The 16,667-nt window shown below is 71.5% G+C and carries 11 protein-coding genes; 2 read left to right on the top strand and 9 right to left on the bottom strand.

Features of this window, described 5'->3' with window-relative positions; genetic code table 11:
- Positions 1–73 precede the first annotated feature (73 nt).
- Positions 74–3,631, bottom strand: coding sequence for a fibronectin type III domain-containing protein (locus AC3WRT_RS18600; protein ID WP_492724565.1), 3,558 nt, complete (start codon positions 3,629–3,631; stop codon positions 74–76).
- 180 nt (positions 3,632–3,811) lie between these two features.
- Here AC3WRT_RS18600 and AC3WRT_RS18595 point away from each other — a divergent pair, with 180 nt between their 5' ends.
- Both AC3WRT_RS18595 and AC3WRT_RS18590 read left to right on the top strand, forming a co-directional pair.
- Positions 3,812–5,440: an HNH endonuclease signature motif containing protein gene (locus tag AC3WRT_RS18595; RefSeq protein ID WP_492724563.1), complete on the top strand. Its 1,629-nt coding sequence runs from the start codon at positions 3,812–3,814 to the stop codon at positions 5,438–5,440.
- A 144-nt stretch (positions 5,441–5,584) separates the two neighbouring features.
- The gene (locus AC3WRT_RS18590) at positions 5,585–8,377 is read left to right on the top strand and encodes a glycoside hydrolase family 38 N-terminal domain-containing protein (RefSeq protein WP_492724561.1); all 2,793 of its coding nucleotides are present in this window, start codon (positions 5,585–5,587) and stop codon (positions 8,375–8,377) included.
- A gap of 139 nt (positions 8,378–8,516) precedes the next feature.
- Here AC3WRT_RS18590 and AC3WRT_RS18585 read toward each other — a convergent pair whose 3' ends face one another.
- The 8 genes from AC3WRT_RS18585 to AC3WRT_RS18550 all read right to left on the bottom strand — a co-directional run bounded on the left by AC3WRT_RS18585 (position 8,517) and on the right by AC3WRT_RS18550 (position 16,600).
- Entirely contained in the window at positions 8,517–9,773 is a 1,257-nt protein-coding gene (locus tag AC3WRT_RS18585) for a CehA/McbA family metallohydrolase (protein WP_492724560.1), read from the bottom strand.
- Entirely contained in the window at positions 9,770–10,846 is a 1,077-nt protein-coding gene (locus AC3WRT_RS18580; RefSeq protein WP_492724558.1) for an ABC transporter ATP-binding protein, read from the bottom strand. Before AC3WRT_RS18580 ends, AC3WRT_RS18585 begins: the two co-directional genes overlap by 4 nt.
- Positions 10,846–11,667 (bottom strand): ABC transporter permease subunit, encoded by an 822-nt coding sequence (locus tag AC3WRT_RS18575; protein ID WP_492724556.1) that lies wholly within the window; start codon positions 11,665–11,667, stop codon positions 10,846–10,848. The genes AC3WRT_RS18580 and AC3WRT_RS18575 overlap by 1 nt, the downstream gene beginning before the upstream one ends.
- A complete protein-coding gene (locus AC3WRT_RS18570) occupies positions 11,664–12,617 on the bottom strand; it encodes a carbohydrate ABC transporter permease (RefSeq protein ID WP_492724554.1) in 954 nt (317 codons plus the stop codon). Before AC3WRT_RS18570 ends, AC3WRT_RS18575 begins: the two co-directional genes overlap by 4 nt.
- A gap of 43 nt (positions 12,618–12,660) precedes the next feature.
- Positions 12,661–14,109 (bottom strand): sugar ABC transporter substrate-binding protein, encoded by a 1,449-nt coding sequence (locus tag AC3WRT_RS18565; RefSeq protein ID WP_492724552.1) that lies wholly within the window; start codon positions 14,107–14,109, stop codon positions 12,661–12,663.
- 97 nt (positions 14,110–14,206) lie between these two features.
- Positions 14,207–14,959 carry a DeoR/GlpR family DNA-binding transcription regulator gene (locus tag AC3WRT_RS18560; RefSeq protein ID WP_492724550.1) on the bottom strand — a complete coding sequence of 251 codons (753 nt, stop codon included), beginning with the start codon at positions 14,957–14,959 and terminating at the stop codon, positions 14,207–14,209.
- A 182-nt stretch (positions 14,960–15,141) separates the two neighbouring features.
- Positions 15,142–15,345, bottom strand: a complete 204-nt coding sequence (locus AC3WRT_RS18555; protein WP_009777120.1) for a cold-shock protein — start codon at positions 15,343–15,345, stop codon at positions 15,142–15,144.
- Between the two features lie 265 nt (positions 15,346–15,610).
- Positions 15,611–16,600 carry a cation diffusion facilitator family transporter gene (locus tag AC3WRT_RS18550; protein ID WP_492724547.1) on the bottom strand — a complete coding sequence of 330 codons (990 nt, stop codon included), beginning with the start codon at positions 16,598–16,600 and terminating at the stop codon, positions 15,611–15,613.
- Positions 16,601–16,667 lie beyond the last annotated feature (67 nt).

Genomic DNA, 16,667 nt, shown 5'->3' with positions numbered 1-16,667 from the left:
CCCGCGCACCCGGCCGCCCGCGCACCCGGCCGCCCGCGCACCCGGCCCCGAGGCTGGACGCGCTCTGCGGACCTCAGCTCGCCTTGACCACCTTCACCGTGCCTGCGACGACGCAGGAGTACACCGCGGGGCACTCCAGGTGGTGCGCCCCGTCCGCCGGCCGGGCCGCGACGTCGAAGAGTCCGGTCTCCTGCGGCATCCGGTTCCACGTCGACCCGTTGAAGGTCGCGATCGAGCCTCCCCGGAGCAGCGCTGCGCAGAAGGTCGTCGACGGGCAGGCCAGGTCGGTCGCGTACGGCGCGTAGTAGTAGCCGGCCGAGGCGGGGAGCTTGCGCCACGTCGTGCCGTCATAGCGGAACGACGTGCCGTCGTCATCGAGGGCGACACACATCGTCGTCGTCACACACGAGAGGACGCCACCGCTGTTCGAGGACGGGTTGAGGTCCTTCGCGGCGGACCACGTCGAGCCGTTCCAGCGCGACCAGAAGCCGACCATCCGGTCGTAGGCGACGCAGAAGGTCGTGCTCACGCAGTCGACCACCGGCACCACCGGCGTCGAGCCGTCCGTGGGGAACACCGCCCGCGGCGCACTCCACGACGACCCGTTCCACGTGACGACCCTCCCGATCTGGTCGAAGGCAACACACCAGCCGGCGACCGGGCAGTCGGGGTCGTTGAGCTGCGGCGGCGCGGCGGCCGACAGCGACCACGTCGAGCCGCTGAGCGTGCGGGAGACCCGCTGCTCCGGCGTCACCGCCAGGCACCAGGTCGGTGACGCGCACGATGCGGCGCTCGGGAACAGCCCGATCGTCGTAGGGGTGGCCCAGGAGTTCCCGTCGAACCGGTACGCCTCCCCGCGCATGTCCGTCGCGAGACACTGCGTCGACGCCGTGCACGACAGGTCGGAGATGCCACCGCTGGTGGGGTCGACGTTCGCCATGGCCGTCCACGACGTGCCGTTGTAGTGGTCGTAGCGCCCGCGACCGTCGAGGCCGAGACACGTCGACGACACGCACGACAGGGCGATTCCCCACGCCTCGACCGTGCTCAGCTTCGTGGCCGCGCTCCACGACGTGCCGTTCCAGCGTCGCGCCCCGCGCAGGGTGTCGACCGTGACACAGAACGTCGTCGACGTGCACGACACCACGTAGCCCTGGAACGCGTTCGTCGAGTCGAAGCTCACCGGCGCAGACCAGGCGGTGCCGTTCCAGCGCACGGAGCGGCCGCCACCGTCGGTGACCATGCAGAACGACGTGCTCGTGCAGGACACGTCGTAGGTCGAGGAGCCGTTGGGCTCGATCTTCGTCGACGACCACGTGCTGCCGTTCCAGCGCGCCGCCCACCCGCCGGCGTTGTAGTCCTGCCCGACAGCCATGCAGAAGGTCGTCGACACGCATTCGACCTGGGCTGTCGCGAAACCGAAACCGGTCGTCGACGTCCACGTCGTCCCGTTGAAACGGGCCGCATAGCCCTTCCAGTTGTCGTCCGCGCCGACTGCGACGCAGGACGTCGTCGACGCGCAGTCGACGGAGTTCATCGTGACAACCACCCCGGTCGACGTCTTCACGGGAACCACGGGGCCCCAGGTGCCGCTGCGGTACGTCACGACACCGCCCCGGACGACGCCCACGCAGAAGGCGGTCGACACACAGGACAGCGCCCTGAAGCCGTCCGAGTCCTTCGTGGGGTCCGTCGACACCGCGCGCTTCGGGGCGCTCCACGCGGTCCCGTTCCAGGTCAGCACCTGGCCCGAGCGGTCAGCGGCCATGCACCACGACGAGGTCACGCACGACACGGCGCTCGGCGACCCGACGTACGGGGCCACGACCGCCGGAGCCGACCACGAGAGCGGCGTCGTGGTGCGCGACGTCTCGACCGGCTCGGAGACGTTCGGGAACGAGTCGTGTGCCCACACCGAGTATCCGTAGGTCGTGCCCGGCGTGAGGTTGCGGTCGGTGAACGTGGTGCCCGTGGTCTCGGCCACGACGGCGCCCTCGAAGGGGTCGCTCGTCGTCCCGTCGACGACGCGGCGGATCGTGACGCCGCTGAGGTCCGCGTCGGTCGGGTTCTCCCACGTCAGTGAGATCGAGTTCTTCGTCGGCTGCGTCACGACGAGCGAGGTGACCGGCCCCGGCGCGATGGTGTCGACCGTCGGCCCGGTCACGTAGCCCACGACGTCGGCGACGAGGTCGACGGACCCCGAGGACTGCACCAGCAGGTCGACCCAGCCGTCCGGCGACACCGGCGCGAGTACGAGGTTCGCGTCGTTGCGCCCCTTGGTGAACTGCACCTGCGAGCCCGTCGGCAGGTTGCTTGCCGACGGCAGCACGTCGACCCTGCCCTGTGCGGTGGCCCGTGTCGCCGTCACGTTGAGCAGCACCGCGTGCACACCGGCATCCGGCACCCCGGCCACACCGGTCACCGCGATCTCGGCCCAACCGTGGTCGGCGATCTGGCCACCGCCGTCCGTGCGCGTGTCGAGCAGCCGGGCGGGTGCGACGGCCGCGAGCGTGCCGACCGCGGTGGACGTGCCCGCGCGCACCCAGCCGACCACGTCGGCGACGGCGTGCACCGACCCGTTGCTCGTCACCCGCACGTCGACCGATCCGGCCTCGGACAGCGGGACCAGGACGAGGTTGGCGCGTACCTGACCGATCGAGTAGTTGAGGCTCGACGTCGTGACGGCGCCTGTCAGGGTCGGCGCGACGGTGAGGTAGCCGGCCGCCGTGCCGCCCGTGGCGGTGACGTTGAGCAGCACCGCACCGGCGACGTCAGCGGGGACTCCGCCGCGGCCCGCCACGGGCAGCGTCACCGTGGCGCCGCCGGCGAGGATGCCCTTCGGGGCACCCGTGCCGGCACGCGTGTCGAGCAGTCGCTGGGGCGCGAGTGGGGCGTATGCGCCGGGCTCGGTCGCGTCGCCCGCCTCCACCCAGCCCACGACCTCTGCCAGCAGCTGCACCGAGCCGGAGCCACCGACGCGCAGCTCCGCGCGGCCGTCCGCGGACAGGCGCGTCACCACCAGGTTGGCGGCGATGTCGCCCGCCGCGTAGTTGAGCGACGACGCCGTCGGCACCGGAGCACCGCTTGCGTATGCCGTCACGAAGCCTGCGCCCGTCGGTGACACGGCCGTGATGGTGAGGGCCACCGCCCCGACGCCGGTTGTGGGCACGCCCTCACGCCCGGCCACCTGGAAGGAGACGCTCGTCCCGGTGGCAACCGCGGCCTTGGGCGCTCCGAGGCCCGACCGGGTGTCGAGCAGCCGGTGCGCGGGCAGCGCGTGCATCGCGCCCGGCAGCGTTGCCGTGGATGCGGTGGACGCCGCACTGCCGGTTGCCGAGTCGCCCACCGAGGGGGCTCCGTCCGCCAGAGTCTTCGAGGTCGTCTGCGGGCTCTGCGGGGCCGTAGGAGTGGAGCCACTGACCGTGCGGTTCGGCCGGGCGGCCGTGCGGTCGACGGTGCCGGCGCGCTCACGCCGGGTCTGCGACAGGTCTGTCCCCGAGGAGGCAGTCGCCGACGCGGAGGCACCCGCGGCCGGGACGGCATACGCCATCGCCGGGGAGGGCGAGGCGACGATGGTGGTCAGCGTCAGTGACGCCGCGAGGGCAGCCGCGACGGCGCGCAGGGTGGGCATGCGTGTTTCCCCTGTTCGAAGCCGCCCAGCATGGTGCGGCGGGGTCAGGATAGGGGCCGCGACAGCGCCTACGGGGCAGATCGCCGGCTTGCCGGGCGAAGGTCCCGCGGAAGCGCGTGGAAGAAAGCGCACACCCCAGCGTCGCGGGGCACTGTCGGTGGTCGCCCGTAGTGTCGTTTCATGGCAGAGGACACAGACGTGCTCGAGCTCCTGAGGAGCCGGCTCGCCGACCTGGAGGCGCGACAGCGCTCCAGCGGCGGCACGTCCGCGAGCGACTTCTGGGAGCGCTTCGCGGGGAGTATGCCGTCTCGCCCGTCCGCGCCCGACGCCGCCCCCGCGCCCGCTGGGAAGGCGACCCGCAAGGGGCACGGGCGAAGCCGCCGGATGGCCCCGCAGTCGCGGCCGGTCACCTCCACGCACGGGCCCTGGTCCGAGCTGTCCGCGGAGGGCCTCGACTCGCTCGACCTCCGTGCGCTGCAGCCGCTGTCCGAGGCGGAGTGGCACGAGATGGTCGACGACCCGGCGTGGATCGAGGCGACGGCCGAGCGGGCTGCAGCGCGGATGGATGTGCGCGGCGACGTGGACATGCGCGGTGAATGGGATGCCTGCGGCGACAGCGACCGTCAGGGGGCCATCGCGATCGAGGCGGTCGCCGGGTTCGCCCTCGACCGGCACGCCAGCGCAGATCTGACCGCTGCGGCCGAGCGGGTGGCCCGCCAGCGCCGCAACCACGAGGTCACGCTCGTCAACATCGTCTCCGAGCTGGTGTCCCGGGGCGTCGATGCGCCCGACGGGCTGTCGCGCGCCGACTGGCTGCGCAGCCACGACGCCTCCCTGACGGCAGGGCAGGCCAAATCCTTCGTCGCTGTCGGCACTGCGCTGGCCGACCCGCGGTGGGCCCGGCTGCGCCTGCTCGTCACCACCCAGCAGGTCACCGTCGGCAACGCGGCGCAGATCGTCGAGTTCGATGCGCGCACGGCTCCGGTCGCCGACCCGCAGGACCTCACGACCGCCCTCGACGACCTCACCGACCAGGCGCGGCAGCTGCGGCCCGAGGAGCTGTCCCGCCTCGTCCGGCACCACACCGAGCAGGTTCGGCCGCCCCGCGACGAGGACGCCCTCGACCGCGGTCGACGCGACGCCCGCGGCCTGTGGTTCACCCAACCCAACGCCGCCGGGATGGTCGGTCTCCGCGGAGTGCTCGACCCCGAGGGCGCCGCCATCCTCAAGTCCGCCATCGACCCGCTCTCCATCCCGCGCCCCGAGAAGGACGAGAAGGGCCGCACCATCGCCCCCGACGAGCGCACCCCGGCGAAGCGCCGCATGGACGCGCTGCTGGCCATGGTTCAGCGCGGAGTCGCCTCGGCAACAGGCGTGCCGACCACCGACAAGGCCAAGGTCGTGGTCCTCATCGACCACGACACGCTCGTCGGCGAGCTCCGCGGCACCGGCGTCACGCTGAGCGGCGACGTGCTGTCGCCCGGCGTCGTGCGACGGATGGCCTGCGACGCCGAGATCATCCCCATGGTGCTCGGCGGCCACAGCGAACCGCTCGACGTCGGCCGCGGTGAACGGCTCTACACCCGGGCCCAACGACTCGCTCTGATCGCCCGAGACCGGGAGTGCACCTGGCCGGGCTGCACCGTGCCCGCGAGCTGGTGCGACGTCCACCACACGGTCCACTGGTGCCGCGGCGGCCACACCTCCGTCGAGACCGGCGCCCTGCTGTGCCAGAAGCACCACACCGAGGTCCATGACCGAGACCTCACGGCGACGGTCACCGCCCTCGGCGTCACCTGGCACACCTGACTGCCCCGCCCCAGACCGCGCCCGAGTCGGCGGGGAATTCGGGCTGCCCACGGTCCCAGTTCCTCGAGGGCTACCTCTGGACAGGCCGCATCCCAGCGGCGCTCGCCGGGCACGGAGACACTTCGGCTGACATGATCGTGAGCCATGAGCGCCAGGACCACGACGGTGTGGCTCGTCCCGCATACGCACTGGGACCGGGAGTGGTACGAGCCCTTCCAGCGCTTCCGCCTCCGGCTCGTCGACCTCATGGACGACGTCGTCGCCCGGGCCGAGCGCGAGCCCGACTTCCGCTTCACCATGGACGGCCAGATGGCGGCGGTCGACGACTACCTCGAGATCCGGCCCGGGCAGACCGACGCGGTCCGCGCCCTCGTCGCCCGAGGTCAGCTGGCGATCGGGCCGTGGCGGGTGCTCATGGACGAGTTCCTGTGCTCCGGCGAGACGATGATCCGCAACCTCGAGATGGGCTGGGCCGACGCCGCCCGCCTCGGCACCGTCATGCCGATCGGCTACCTGCCCGACATGTTCGGCCACTGCGCCCAGATGCCGCAGATCCTGCGCCACGTCGGCATCGAGCAGGCAGTCGTCTACCGCGGCGTCCCCGCCGAGGTCGACCGTCACGAGTTCTGGTGGCGCTCCCCCGACGGCACCGGCATCCGCACCGAGTTCCTCGCCAACAGCTACGGCAACGCCGCCGACGTCTTCGGCAGCGGCGAGGCCCGCGAGCGCCTGGCAGCCCGCCTCGAGAACCAGTCCCACTGGTATGCCGGTGACTTCCTCGCGATGTACGGCACCGACCACGCCGCGCCCCTTCCCTCCCTGATGGCCGAGGTCGCCGACCTCAATGCCGTCGTCGACGGCCCTCAGGTCCGCGTGGCCACGCTGGCCGACTACCTCGCCGAGCCGCGTACGCCCCGCGACGAGTTGCGCACGATCGACGGCGAGCTGCGCAGCCACGCGCGCGCCAACATCCTGCCCGGCGTGCTGTCGGTGCGGTGGCAGCTGAAGGAGGCGATGGCCCGCACCGAGCGGCTGCTGACCCGGTGGGCCGAGCCCTTCGCCGCGCTCTACCTGCCGACCCTGCCGAGCCACTACCTCTCGATGGCGTGGCGCCGCGTCATCGACTCCTCCTGCCACGACTCCGTGACCGGCTGCGGCGTCGACGAGACAGCCGTCCAGGTCCTCGCGCGGCTGCAGGAGGGCGAGCACGCGGCCCAGGCGGTGCGCGACCGGGCCCTCGTGCCGGCCACCGCAGCGAACCCCATCGGCTCGCTCGTCGTCGCCAACCCGCTCCCGTCAGCACGTCGCGACGTCGTCGAGCTCACCGCGCCCGTGCCCGAGTCGTGGACAGCCGTTGCCCTCGAGCTGCCCGACGGCACAACGGTTCCCGCGCAGGAGGTCTCTCGACCACCGGCCGAGCTGGCCCGCGAAACCGTCCGCTCGGAGGACCTCCCCCGCCTCATGCACCGCGTCCACGACCGAGAGCTCTTCGGCCTGCAGGTCGGAGACATCGAGATCGACGACCGGGCCCGCGTCCTGACCTTCCATGTCGCCGACCACGGGGACCCCGACTTCGACGCCATCGCGGCCGAGGCGCGGCTTCGCACGGCCGCGGACTCCGCCGGCGCTGGGACGACGTGGCAGGTCCTGACCGTGGACGAACCGCGTCGCCGCATCGCCGCCGCCGTCGCCACCCCGCCGCTCGGCTGGACGGTCGTACGCGTCGTCGACGGCGCTCCGGACGCGGCCGGCACGGCCAGCGCGACCGGTGACGCCACCCCCATCCGGCGTGGCGAGCGCGTCCTCGACAACGGCCTCGTGCACGTCGAGGTCGCCGACGACGGCACCCTCGCCGTCACCGCCGACGGCGTCACGCTGAACGGCGTCGGCCGCCTCGTCGACGGCGGCGACCCGGGCGACTCCTACAACTACGCCCCTCCCACTCACGACGTCCTCGTCAGCGAGCCGACCCACGTCGACGTGGTGCCCGTCGGCGCGGCCGGCGCCGTCGTCGGCGCGCTTCGCGTCGGCCGGAGCTACGACCTTCCGCTCAGCAGCGACCTCGACGGCCGCGCCGCGGAGATCGAGCCCACGCCGGTGACGATGCACGTCGAGCTGCGCACCGGCGAGCCGTTCGTGCGACTGCGCCTCGACTGGCAGAACCGCACCCGCGACCACCGGCTCCGCCTCCATGTCCCCACCGCCACCCCGGCCGACCACTCCCACGCCCAGGGCCAGCTCGCCGTCGTCCGCCGCGGCCGCTCGGCAGAGGCCGGACCCGTCGGCGAGCACCCGCTGCCCACCTTCCCGGCCGAGACCTTCGTCGACGCCGGGGGCGCAGGCGTCCTGCTCGGTCGCACGGTCGAGTACGAGCTCGTCGACACGCCCTCCGGCGGCACCGACCTCGCCGTCACGCTCCTGCGCTCGATCGGCTACCTCAGCCGCAACGTGCACCCCTACCGCAGCGAGCCCGCCGGCCCGCAGCTGCCCACCCCCGATGCCCAGGGCCTCGGCCCCTGCACCATGTCGTTGGCCGTGCTGCCTCACCGCGGCTCCTGGGCCGATGCCGAGCTGGCTCGGGCGGCCGAGGCCTACCTCCACCCCGTTGTCGTGATGCCGGGCACCGCGCCGGCCGAGACCCCGCTTCAGGCTGTTGAGGGGCTGACCGTGGGTGGATCCGGCGTGCAGCTCGTCTCCCTCCGGCGCCGCGCCGACGCGGACACCGCCGTCGAGATTCGTCTCGTCAACTCCTCCGACCACGACACCGTCGCCCTGCTGGGGTCGCGGGCCGTGCCGGTGGGTTCGGCAGTGCAGGTCGACGGGCGAGGCCAGACCGGCTCGGCGTTGGAAGTCACCGACAGCGCGCTTCGGGTTCCTCTGCGCCCGTGGGAGATTGCTGCCGTATGCGTTGAGCTCGGGGCGCCGCTGCCCGGCTGACTACCGCGCCACCCCACCGTCGAAAGGCCACAAATCGGGCCCCGGATTGTGGCCTTTCGACGCGCCTCGCCCGCGGGCCTCGTTGGCGGGCTCTGCAGGCGCAGCGATCCGAGCGTCAGTCGGGTCAACGGCGGAGGGGTCAGCCGCAGAGAGCGTGGACCACCCGGTCCTCGTCCTCGAGCCAGCACGGCCCGGGCCAACCGGGCACCGAGACGCGGTCGTCGAGCAGCCGGCGGCGTGGGCGTCCGGGTCCGGTGAGTGTCAGACCCTCGGCGTCCAGGGCGACGAGGCAGTCCCCGTCGCGCAGCAGCAGCGGGCCGTCGACCCCTGAGCTGATCGCCGTCCGGCCTGCCCGCACCCCACCCACGACGTCGTCGCCCTCGGCCTGCACCCAGGTCGTAGGAGCACCCGGCAGGGCGTCGTGACCGTTGCGGTGGAAGTCGCTGCCGCCGATGGGGATCGTCTCGGGCGTCAGCAGCCACCACGCCAGCGGCGCACCCCAGGCCGGCTCCAGCGACCACGACGAGTGCCACACCTCGGCCACCAGCGGACTCTCGACGGGCAGCAGCCAGGCGCAGTCACCGCCCAGCGGGTGGTTGATCGACAGCATCCCGCCCCGGCTCTGGGCCTGCTCCGCCCACGTCGCTGGCTCGGAGCGGAAGTCGACGAGCCCCACGTCGCCGAGGACGTTGGCGTGTCCGACGTCCCGGGTGACCTCCTGCCCCGGCACCAGCAGGATGCCGTGCCGGCGACCGGCCGCGGGCAGGTGGGCGTGGTGGCTCGTCGTGTTGTGGTCGGTGACAGCCAGGAAGTCGAGACCACGACTGGCCGCCAGCGCGGCCAGGCCGCCGACGGGCAGCGATCCGTCGGAATGCACCGTGTGCGAGTGGAAGTCGCCCGCGAGCCAGGTCATCCCGTCGACCGTCGGCATGCGGCGACGACGTTTCGCCCGCCGGACATCCGACGCCGCCGTGTCTTCAGCACGCGCGGGCGGTTCCTCCGGCTCGGCGCGCCGGTGCTCCTCGACCACCGCCGCGTCGACGACCCGCACCGTCAGCTCCATCGTCACACCCTCGCGGGGCACCCTGTGCAGGCCGATGAGCACGTGCCACGACCCGGCTGAGACGGGCTGCGGCAGGTAACCGGGCGTCGCCCACGCCTGCGACACGACGAGCCGGCTGCGCGCACCACCGGACCAGCCGACATAGCCCTGCGGGCCCTGGAGACCGAGGTCGAGCACGGCACCCGGGGTGACGGCATACGTCATCTCGATCTCGAGCGCGCCCACCTCGCGGGGCACCCAGACGCCGAGCGAGCGGATCTGCTCCTCCGCCCGGTCGGCGGGGAGCCAGTGCCGGCGCAGGCGCAGCAGGGTCTGGGGCGTTCCGGCCGTCATGGCGACAGCAGCTCCCCCTCCTCGTCGTAGACGAGCACCCGCCCGGGCACCGGGGCAACTCGCACCTCCGCGCCGGGTTCGGGCTCTGCGCCCTCGGGGACGACCACCCTCACGCGCTGGTCCTTCACCGTGCGCGCCGTGACGAGGACGCTGGCGCCGAGGTTCTCGGTCGTCTCCACCTCGCCCTGGAAGACCAGCGGGCCCTCCTCGTCGACGCGGACGTACTCCGGCCGGAAGGCCACGGTGACCGGCCCGTCCGCCACGCCGCGCCCCGCCCAGCCGGCGCCGACCGCATCGGTGCTCAGCCCGTCGACGCACAGCGCCCCGCCGCGCAGCTCGCCCTGCAGCATGTTCATCGGCGTCGAGCCGATGAAGTTGGCGACGAACGTGTTGGCCGGCCGGCGGAAGATCTCCGACGGCGTGCCGAGCTGGCGGATCCGCCCGGCCTCCATGACCGCGATCTGGTCGGCCATCGCCAGGGCCTCGCTCTGGTCGTGGGTGACGAAGACCGTCGTCACGTCGAGCTCGCGCTGCAGCCGCTTGAGGAAGGTGCGTGCCTCGAGCCGGAGCCGGGCGTCGAGGTTCGAGAGCGGCTCGTCGAGCAGGAAGACGTCTGGCTGGCAGGCCATCGCGCGGGCCAGCGCCACTCGCTGCTGCTGACCGCCGGAGAGCTCGCCGGGGCGCCGCTCGAGCAGGGCCGTGAGCCCGAGCCCCTCGCCCGTCTCGGCGGCCTTGGCGGCTCGCTCGGCCCGGCCCACCTTCCGGATGCGCAGCGGGTAGGCGATGTTGTCGGTGACGGTCATGTGGGGGAAGAGCGCATAGTCCTGGAACACCATGGCGACGTTGCGCTCCCCGGGCGACAGCCTCGTGACGTCACGGTCGCCGATCTGGATGGAGCCGCCCGTCGCCTCCTCCAGCCCGGCGATGGTGCGCAGCAGCGTCGTCTTGCCGCAGCCCGACGGGCCGAGCAGGGCGAAGAACGACCCGTCCTCCACCGTCAGGTTCAAGCCGTCGATGGCGGTGACGTCTCCGGGGTAGACCTTGTCCAGGCCCTCGATGCGAATGCTGGCCATCAGCTCTTGATGCCTCCATGGAAACGGAACCCGTAGCGCCGGCTGACGAACAGGTAGAGCGCCACCACGGGCAGCGCGTAGACGAGCGAGAACGCCGAGATGAGAGGCAGATTCGCCTGCCCGCCCTCGGAGTAGAACGTGTACATCACGACGCCGGCCGGCAGCTTGGCCGGGTCGCGCAGCAGGATGTAGGACGTCAGGAAGTCGCTCCAGACGTTGACCAGCGCCCAGACCGCGATCGTCGCCAGACCGGGTCGCACGATGGGCAGCACGACGTGCCGCAGCACCTGCGTCGGGCTCGCGCCGAAGACCCGCGCGCTCTCCTCGTAGGACTTCGGGGTCGCGTCCATGAAGTCCTTGAGGATGAAGATCGCCGCCGGCAGCAGCCCGCCGGTCAGCACGAGGATGACGCCCGAGCGGTCGTCGATGAGGTTGAGGCTGAACATCAGCTGGAAGATCGGCACCATCGCCGCGGTGCCGGTGACGATCGAGCTGAGCAGCAGCAGCCCGTAGAGGATCCCGTTGCGTCCCGGGATGCGCACCCGCGAGAGGGAGTATGCCGCGAGCGCCGCGAGCGCGGTCACCGCCACCATGGTGCCGACGGCAAGGTAGACCGAGTTGCGCAGGGACGAGAACGCATACGGGTTCTCGGAGAGCTTGCGGAAGTTCTGGAGCGTCCAGTCCGGCCAGCTGACGTCGAGCCCGGGTTGCGCGTCGAAGGGCGCCGTGACGAGCCACAGCATCGGCAGCGCCCAGAAGGCGACGACGACCGCGAGGAAGGCGACGAGGACGAGGCGCCCCACCATCGTGCGCGCTCTCATCGGCGCTCCCGGAGCAGGCGCACGTAGAAGAGCGCGATGACGAGGTTGATCAGCAGCATGATGAAGGAGATCGCCGATCCGTAGCCGAGCTGCCCGCCGTAGAGGGCCTTGTTGTAGATGAACACCGGGAGGGTCTCGCTCGCGTGGTTGGGCCCGCCTGCGGTGAGCAGGTAGGGCGAGAAGTCGTTGAACGTCCAGAGGCTGATGAGCAGCGTGTTGGTCAGCACGTGCCCGCGGATGTGCGGGAACACGACGTCCCGCAGCTGCGCCATCGTGCCTGCGCCGGCCAGGCGCGCCGACTCGAGCTGCGACGGGGGCACGGCCCCGAGCGCTGCCGAGAAGAGCAGCATCGAGAAGGCGGTGCCACGCCAGGTGTTGAAGACGATGATCGAGGCCATCGGGCGCTCGAGCAGCCACTCCGTTCCCTCGGTTCCCAGGAGCGCGTTGAGCGTGCCGCCGTCACCGGAGAGGTAGGCGACCCAGAGGAAGGCCACGATCGAGCTTGGCAGGATCCACGCCAGCAGCACGAGCGTCTCGATCCCGCCCCGCACAAGGCGCGGCACCCCCCGGACCGTCCAGGCCAGGGCGAAGCCGGCGATCGTCTGCCCGATGACCGCCGACCCGAGCACGAAGAGCAGCGTCAGCCACAGCGAGTTGCGGAACTCCGGGTCGACGAGCGCGGCCCGGTAGTTGTCGAGGCCGACGAACTGTGGGTTCGCCGCCTGGATGCCGGTGAGCCGGTAGTCGGTCATGCCGAGGTAGACCGTCCACACCGCCGGCACGACGAGGAACGCCCCGACGAGGAGGAGCGCAGGCGCGATGAGCACTGCGGCCCGGCGGCGGCCGAGCCCCGCCGCGTCGCCGGACCGCATGGTGGACCGCTTGGTCGGTCGCTGGGTGGGCCGCCCGGTGCGCCGCTCGGTGGGCTGCTCCGTGGAGCGCGCGGTCATCGGGTGCCCACCTCCCCCGCCTGGGGTGGGCACCCGACCGCCATCACGAGGACGACACCTTGTCTGCGCCTCCGACCGCCTTCTCCACGGCAGCGCCGTACGTCTTGGCGGCCTCCTCGACGCTCTTGCCCGAGACGATGTCGGCGGTCGCCTGCTGCAGCGCCTGCGAGACCTGCGGGTAGACCGCCAGGCCGGGCCGGTAGTGCGTGACCGGCAGCACCTTCTGGGAGATGAACGACAGGAGCGGGTCCTTGGCCAGCACGGCCTCGTTGACGTCCTGCCGGGCCGTCACCTTGGCGGTGCCGTGGAGCAGCGCGTTGATGGCGTCGGCCGAGCCCATGAACTGGAGCAGCTCCCACGCCTGCTGCGGGAACTTGGTGTTCGGGTTGAGGAAGTAGCCGCCACCGCCCGACATCGAGACGTCGTCGGTGCCGCCGACGCCGCTGCCCGGCTCGCGCGCCGGGATGAACGCCCAGCCCACGTCGGCGTCGCGGGTGGCCATCGGGGCGGCGCCGTTGTCGGGGTTGACCACCGAGCGCCAGAAGTAGTCGCCCTCGAGGAGGATGCCGACCTTGCCCTCGGCGAAGGCGGCGAAGGACTGGTCACGGCCCTTGGCGGCCTGCTGGTAGTTCTTGTTGGACAGCCCCTGGTCCATCAGCTGCTTGTAGAAGGTGAGGACCTCACGCACCGCCTTGGTGTCGCCCTGCCACTTGCCGTCGCTGTAGATCTCCGAGCCCGCGCCCACGAGCAGCGGCAGGACGCCCTGCATCGTCGTGGCCTCGCCCATCGCCGTGCCGGCGTTGATCTGGACCGGGGCGACGCCCTGGATGGCCTTGAGCTTGGCGCCGGCGTCGATGATGTCCTGCCACGACTTCGGCTGCCAGTCGGTCGGCAGCCCGGCCTGCTTGAAGAGCTTCTTGTTGAAGTAGAGGACGCGCCCGTCGGTGCCGGCCGGGATGCCGTAGACCTTGTCCTCGAAGGAGACGTTGGCCTGGACCGCCTTGGGGATCTGCGACCAGCCTTCCCACGACGTCACGCTGGCGCCGGCGACGTCGGTGAGCGGCTTGAGGTAGCCGGCCTGGGCGAACTCGCCCACCCAGATTCCGTCGAGGGCCATGATGTCGGCGCCCGCCCGGCTCTTGAGGTCGAGGGCGACCTTCGTCTTGTACTGCTCGTCGTCGACGCCCGACGGCTGGAAGTTCACCGTGACGTTGACGCCCTTGGCCTTCTGCTGTTGCGTGAAGGTCGGGATGACGTACTTGCTGTACCAGTCGGCCTCGTCGGCGTTCTTGCCTCCCGCGATGGAGTTCGACGTGATCGTCAGGGTGACGTCCTTGGCACTGGCGTTCTGGGTCGGGTTCGCGCCGGTGGAGGAGCTGCGGTCACAGGCCGCAGCGCCGACAGCGACGAGTGACGAGGCGAGCGCGACCAGCACGGTGCGGCGCACCGGCCGAGAACGCTGCCTGAGGTCGTGGGTGGGGTGGGTTTTCACGGGAACTCCTTCTCGGTGGGTGTGGAAGGCGGGGTGTGGAAGGCGGGGTGTGGAAGGTGGCGACAAGGGGTGGTGGGTGCGGCGGCTGAGAGGTGGGTCAGGCCAGCAGGACGTCTGCCCCCTTGGATCGGGCGAGGTCCAGGGTCGGCGGGTGCGCTTCGGCAGTCGTGATGAGAGCCGACACGGAGGTGAAGTCGCAGACACGAATCGTCCCCTGACCCGGGAACTTCGTGTGGTCGGCGAGCAGCACGACCCTGGGAGCCGCCTCGAGCAGGAGGCGCTTGGTCGGCACTTCGACCGACGTCGTGTCGAGCACCCAGCCGTCGCTGTCGACCCCGCTCGTGCCGAGGAAGACCGTGGACGCACGCACCCGGCGCAGCGCCTCCTCGGTGAGCGGGCCGACGAGCGAATGGTAGGCGCGTCGCAGGGAGCCACCGAGCAGGACGATGTCGATGGTGCGCTCGCCCCGCAGCGCGTCCAGGACGGCGAGGCTGGGGGTGATGACGGTGATGGACCGCCCCTTGAGCTCGCGGGCCAGGGCCCCGGTGGTGGTGCCGATGTCGAGCAGCACCGTGTCGCCGTCGCGCACGAGCTCTGCGGCTCTTCTGGCGATGGCGAGCTTCTGCGCGGCGGCGTCGTCGGCGACCTCCTCGTAGGGGCGGTCGATCTCCACCGAGGAGGCTGGTGCGGCGCCTCCGTGGACCCGGCGCACCAGCCCGGCGCTCGACATCTCGGCGAGGTCGCGGCGGATCGTTGCCGACGACACACCGAGCCGCGCGACGAGATCCTGCACCGAGACTGCCCCGTCTCGTAGCTCGTCGGCGATGGCACGATGCCGCGCATAACGCACGTTTGCACTGTGGCACATTCCTGATCGGAAATGAGCGTTTGCTCGTCGGGAACTGCGCACTTGCTCATCGCCACGCTCCGCGAGGAACGTGCGGCGGAAAGCAACCCCGAGAAACGGCGAGTCCCCCGAGCATCTGCTCGGGGGACTCGCTCGAGACCGTGGTCTCTAAGGCTGTGTAAGGGTCAGATGCCCTTGACCTTCTCCGCCTGGGGACCCTTCGGGCCCTGCGTGACGTCGAACTCGACCTTCTGGCCTTCCTGGAGCTCGCGGTAGCCGCCGCTCTCGATGGCCGAGTAGTGAACGAAGACGTCAGCGCCGCCGCCGTCCTGCTCGATGAAGCCGAAGCCCTTTTCGCTGTTGAACCACTTCACGGTGCCTGTTGCCACTGGTGTTGCCCTCTTCTGGTTAGCGAAGCCTCCCGTGTGGAGACCTCAAGCTGCCGAGGATCGGGACGAGCGCGACACGCGACCTTCGCGCTCGGGCCGGTCCCGCCCGGTCCGTTTTGCGTGGACTGGGATGGCAACCAGACACGACGCTAGCAGCCGCCGGTGCTGCGCGGGGGCTCGCCACCCCAACGTGAGATCCCCGATGTCGGCACGGGCCGAGTTTGAGGACACGAGAAACAGTGCGGCTGCGAAGCCCGCACCTGGTTCAGGTCGCCGACGAGGCGACCTCGTCCGGGTCGAGGGCGGGTGCGTCGGTGCGCGAGAGCGTCACCATGGCCAGCTCCACGAGCTCACGCTCCTCGATCTGTCGGCCCAGCGCTGCCAGCCGTTCCGCGACCCTCGACTCCGCGTCGTCCCCGGTGAGGTCGACCGCTGCGACGAGGAAGACCCGGCCCGGTCCGATGAACTCCAGGTGCAGGAAGGTCACCCGCTCCACCTCCGGGCTGCCGCTCAGGTCGTCGAACGCCTGACGCCACAGCTCGGGTCGCACCGCCTGCCCGACGAGGTAGTCGCGGTTGCGCCCGATGAGGAAGACCGCGACGACGCCAAGCAGCAGGCCGACGAGGATCGAGCCGAAGGCGTCCCACATCGCGTTGCCCGTGACCTGGTGCAGGAAGATGCCGAGGCCGGCGATGACGAGGCCGACGAGAGCCGCGGCGTCCTCAGCGAAGACGGCCCGCAGCGTGGGGTTCGAGGTGTTGGCGACGAACCGCAACGGGTGCAGCCCCCGCCGGCGGGCCTCGCTCCGGGTCTGCCGGCTCGCCTGGAGGAACGAGACCCCCTCGAGCACGAAGGCGATGCCGAGCACGGCATACGCCCAGGTGTACGACGTCTCCGGCTCCTCGTGACCGAGCACCGAGATGCCGTGCCACACCGACACGACCGCGCCCGCGCCGAAGAGGCCGAACGCCGCGAACATCGACCACACGTACGCCTCCCGGCCGTAGCCGAACGGGTGGGTGACGTCGCGCGGCTTGCCCGCCCGGCGCTCCGCCGTCAGCAGGAAGATCTCGTTGCCCGCGTCGGCCCACGAGTGCGCCGCCTCGGCGACCATCGACGCCGACCCGGTGATCGCCGCGACCACCGACTTCGCGATCGCGATGAGCACGTTGGCGCCCAGCGCGATGAGCACCGTCAGCAGGCTCTCGCTCTTGTTGCCCTGCTCGGGGCGTGCCTGCTCCGCCGTGTCAGCCATGCTCGCCAGTCTTTCCCTCGGTGGTCACCCGCTCGAGAGACGCTCGAACGGCTACCCCGCGGCATAC

Source organism: Terrabacter sp. FW104-15G4B (assembly GCF_058790095.1).
This window is presented reverse-complemented; position numbering and strand designations above follow the sequence as displayed.

Coding starts and splice junctions, on each gene's coding strand:
- AC3WRT_RS18600 (WP_492724565.1), bottom strand. CDS start 3,631: ATGCCCACCCTGCGCGCCGTCGCGGCTGCCCTCGCGGCGTCACTGACG.
- AC3WRT_RS18595 (WP_492724563.1), top strand. CDS start 3,812: ATGGCAGAGGACACAGACGTGCTCGAGCTCCTGAGGAGCCGGCTCGCC.
- AC3WRT_RS18590 (WP_492724561.1), top strand. CDS start 5,585: ATGAGCGCCAGGACCACGACGGTGTGGCTCGTCCCGCATACGCACTGG.
- AC3WRT_RS18585 (WP_492724560.1), bottom strand. CDS start 9,773: ATGACGGCCGGAACGCCCCAGACCCTGCTGCGCCTGCGCCGGCACTGG.
- AC3WRT_RS18580 (WP_492724558.1), bottom strand. CDS start 10,846: ATGGCCAGCATTCGCATCGAGGGCCTGGACAAGGTCTACCCCGGAGAC.
- AC3WRT_RS18575 (WP_492724556.1), bottom strand. CDS start 11,667: ATGAGAGCGCGCACGATGGTGGGGCGCCTCGTCCTCGTCGCCTTCCTC.
- AC3WRT_RS18570 (WP_492724554.1), bottom strand. CDS start 12,617: ATGACCGCGCGCTCCACGGAGCAGCCCACCGAGCGGCGCACCGGGCGG.
- AC3WRT_RS18550 (WP_492724547.1), bottom strand. CDS start 16,600: ATGGCTGACACGGCGGAGCAGGCACGCCCCGAGCAGGGCAACAAGAGC.